Origin of the sequence: Acinetobacter sp. UBA2063 (assembly GCF_002333245.1) — a bacterium.
GTDB classification, from domain to species: Bacteria; Pseudomonadota; Gammaproteobacteria; order Pseudomonadales; family Moraxellaceae; genus Acinetobacter; species Acinetobacter parvus.
The window spans coordinates 3,038-6,562 of sequence record NZ_DDAH01000148.1 but is presented as its reverse complement, the minus strand read 5'-3'; the positions used below and the strand labels follow the sequence as shown (position 1 = coordinate 6,562).

Sequence of the window (3,525 nt, the reverse complement as noted above, 5' to 3'; positions counted from 1 at the left end):
CAGAAAGCACTTCAATACGCCAGCCTTGTGTTTCAGCGTATTTACTATACATACGGAACAAATCACCCGAGAAGATCGCAGCTTCGTCCCCCCCCGTTCCGGCACGAACCTCAAGATAAGCTGCATTGGCATCGTTTGGATCTTTTGGAATCATCAACACATTCAGTTGATCTTCCAGTTCCACCAAAAGCTCTTTATTGGCCTTGATTTCTTCTTCTGCCATGTCCTTGAAATCTGGATCAGATTTCATCATCTCAGCTGTTTCAATATCTTCCTCAGCTTGACGATATTTACCCCAAACCTCGGTGATTTCAGTTAAGTCATTATGTTCACGGGACAGTTTACGAAAACGTTTATTGTCCGAAATCACTTCTACATCAGCGAGTAATGCAGTCAGCTCTTCATGACGATCACAAAGTTGATCCAGTCTTAAACGGAGTGATGCTTTCATGGGCGGAATATCTCAAAATTCAGGTTTGTGCGAATACAACATATACCGCACAATTAACATTAAAAAATTGCGCATAGTGTACAGATTCTGGTGCTTAAAAGACATAGAGAAACGGGCCAACTTACCCATTCGCCCTCATTTCATCATAAATTGTTCAGTTTTGGTTGTGGACACTTGTTCTTGGATTTGTGCTCCGATATAAATAATCAGGGACAAATAGAAAGATAAAACAACAGGATAATATGTATGAATAATTTTATTAATCGTCCAACCTCCGCATTTATTGCGGCAAGCTGGGTTGCTTTACTTGCTGGGGCGGTCGGATTCATGATTGGGCTATGGAATGCCAATATGCCCTTGCATGAAAAAGGCTACTATCTGGTCATTTTACTCTATGGTTTATTTTCTGCCGCCTCATTGCAGAAAACCATTCGTGATCAATTGGAGGAAATTGCTGTTACCACAATTTACTATGGTCTGTGCTGGGTATCCATGGCAGTCTGTATCGTGCTGTTATTGATCAGCCTATGGAATGCTGACATCACCATGAGTGAAAAAGGTTTTTATATTATGTCATTCCTGCTAAGCCTGTTTGGGGTTGTTGCAACACAAAAGAATATTCGTGACCTAAATTACCTACGCCTGCAAAATGAGTTGAATCCCCGCCAGTTGAAACTGGAGGATTCCCCACAGCAAGATCATCAACAAGATTAAATTTAGCTTAAGGAAGTTCAGCCCGAGAACTTCCCTATTTCGCGATGATGCTTACTATCCATATGCTTTATCATCATTATTTCTCTTTTAAATTTATTCACCAAAACAAAACGCTACAATCCAGACACCAAAACGTAATAATTCAGGCAGCCATCTCCACAATTTTCCCCTCAAACTTTGTTACATTTCCCTCCATTACAAAAGATGTCGTCAAAATGAAAGCGAATATTTGGTTATTGGGTGCGATTTTAGCCAGCTCAACTTTGGTGACTACAGCACACGCTGATAATGCAACTCGTGTTGCTGCCACATCTGCCTTGGGAAGTGTGGTGGGCACTGCAATTGGTAAGGAGATCGGTGGCAACAATGGTGCCATGATTGGTTCCGCACTTGGCGGTGCTGGTGGTGCAGCGGCTGCAAGTAGTAAACATACCCGTACTGAAGCTGCAATTGGTGGTGGTTTAGGTGGCGTGGGCGGTTATACCGTTGGTAAGAATGTAGGTGGTACAACAGGCGGTTATATTGGTGCCGCTGCGGGTGCCGCAGGTGGTGCAGCTTTGGGTCGTAAAGTCGGTCAGGACCGCGACTATGACAATTACCAGTCTAAAAAATACAAGAAAAAAAGAAAGCATCGTCATCACTGATATTTTAGAAAAGCGCCTTTGGGCGCTTTTTTACGATTAAAATTTCTAAAAGCATTTGGTCTTGATGTATTCAACCAACTTCATAGTGTTTCTTTTTATACCGATACAATAAGCACCGAGCGCATCACCCAAGTTTGCAGGTGGAGCATACGTGCTTTTTTTCTGTGCATGTATGGGTTGTTGATAAAGATTTGAGCTACCCTGCTCCATAACCTGCCATATAAATATCTTTATGATCAGGTTGATGTTTCCACTATGAAAATTTTTCATTTATCGGATTAATTTTTTAAATTTAAAAAAATCAAATAGATAAAAAATTAAAGCTCAATAAATTGATGAATTTTTCTCATCGGCCATCTTTTAAATAAGTCACTTTATCCTAGTCTCAGGAATGGCATCAAAATTGCTTCAAGTATTACGTTTTTAAAAAATCGTATTACTCGATAGGTACAAACCTATGCATGATTCAGTATTCTCAAAAAAGAAAAAACTTTTGTTAGGTTTGGGGTCTTTCCTGATTCCCATCCTGATTTGGAGTTGCGTCAGTTACCTGCCCTTTATCTGGCATCCACAGGTACAAATTACCGATTCTGGCAGTGTGTCTTATTTACAGGTCGGCACACGTATTGAAAAAACTGCCTTTTATCGTGAAGCGCAACAGGCAGTGGATGCAGGTAAAACACCGCCAAATGGGATTCTGGTCAATCCAATTTATCTGCCTGCACCACATGAGGTTGCCAAAGCGCTGGTCACATCCTTTACCACACCACCACAACAACCTGATGCGCCGTGGTTGCATCAAAGTCTGTGGCACAGTATCAAGATTGTGTTTATCGCTTTCTTTATTTCATCTCTGATTGGTATTCCACTCGGCATTTTATCTGGCTTTTCTGCCACGATTTCCCGATTGACTGAACCCTTTGTCGAGTTTTTCCGTTATCTACCTGCGCCTGCATTTGGCGCATTGGCAGTTGCCATTTTGGGCATTAATGATGCACCTAAAATTGCCATTATCGTGATCGGCACCTTATTTCAGCAAATCCTGATTATTGCCAATACCACTCGTATGGTGGATCGCGGCCTAATTGAAGCGGGTTATACACTGGGAACAAATAAAGCCAAAAGTTTATTTCATGTGGTGATTCCTGCGGCACTGCCTGATATTTACCGTGATTTACGGGTGTTACTGGGCTGGGCGTGGACTTATTTAATCGTATCAGAATTGATCGGGGCCACTTCGGGGATTACCTGGTTTATCACTCAACAAGCCCGTTACCAGAATTTTGAGAATGTCTATGCCGCTATCTTAATTATTGGTGTGATTGGTTTGGTCACCGATGTGATGTTGATGAAATTAGGCGAACGTCTATTTAAATGGAAAGCAGGAGCAAAATAATGGAAACTCAATTTGATGCGAATGTTTATTTTGAACAAATTTATGCCCGTCCTGTGATTCTGGAAGCAAAAAAACTGACACAGGTGTTTAAGCATGGCAAAGAGCAACGCACCATTCTCAATCAACTGGATTTAAAAATTCATAAACGTGAATTTGTCTGTGTGATTGGCCCGTCAGGTTGTGGCAAATCCACCTTGAGCCGTGTGGTGGCTGGCTTAGACCCTTATCATAGTGGTGAAATTTTAGTTGATGGTCAAGCTATCACAGGCACAAGTTCAGAACGTGGCATGGTGTTTCAGGGCTATACCCTATTTCCTTGG

Annotated in this window: 5 protein-coding genes; 4 read left to right on the top strand and 1 reads right to left on the bottom strand. The window is 41.6% G+C overall.

The annotated features are described in order from the left end of the window. The coding region (locus tag B4H32_RS06720; protein WP_286800979.1) for a PCRF domain-containing protein at positions 1-451 on the bottom strand (451 nt) is incomplete at its 3' end. Between the two features lie 246 nt (positions 452-697). Between B4H32_RS06720 and yiaA the strand changes: the two genes are divergently transcribed. The 4 genes from yiaA to B4H32_RS06700 form a co-directional block, all read left to right on the top strand. After that, positions 698-1,165: an inner membrane protein YiaA gene (yiaA, locus tag B4H32_RS06715; protein ID WP_004680862.1), complete on the top strand. Its 468-nt coding sequence runs from the start codon at positions 698-700 to the stop codon at positions 1,163-1,165. A gap of 215 nt (positions 1,166-1,380) precedes the next feature. Beyond that, the gene (locus tag B4H32_RS06710) at positions 1,381-1,809 is read left to right on the top strand and encodes a hypothetical protein (protein WP_004680863.1); all 429 of its coding nucleotides are present in this window, start codon (positions 1,381-1,383) and stop codon (positions 1,807-1,809) included. A gap of 457 nt (positions 1,810-2,266) precedes the next feature. After that, positions 2,267-3,205: an ABC transporter permease gene (locus tag B4H32_RS06705; protein WP_004680864.1), complete on the top strand. Its 939-nt coding sequence runs from the start codon at positions 2,267-2,269 to the stop codon at positions 3,203-3,205. Continuing rightward, the coding region (locus B4H32_RS06700) for an ATP-binding cassette domain-containing protein (protein WP_414630951.1) at positions 3,205-3,525 on the top strand (321 nt) is incomplete at its 3' end. The genes B4H32_RS06705 and B4H32_RS06700, both read left to right, overlap by 1 nt.

Coding starts and splice junctions, on each gene's coding strand:
- yiaA (WP_004680862.1), top strand. CDS start 698: ATGAATAATTTTATTAATCGTCCAACCTCCGCATTTATTGCGGCAAGC.
- B4H32_RS06710 (WP_004680863.1), top strand. CDS start 1,381: ATGAAAGCGAATATTTGGTTATTGGGTGCGATTTTAGCCAGCTCAACT.
- B4H32_RS06705 (WP_004680864.1), top strand. CDS start 2,267: ATGCATGATTCAGTATTCTCAAAAAAGAAAAAACTTTTGTTAGGTTTG.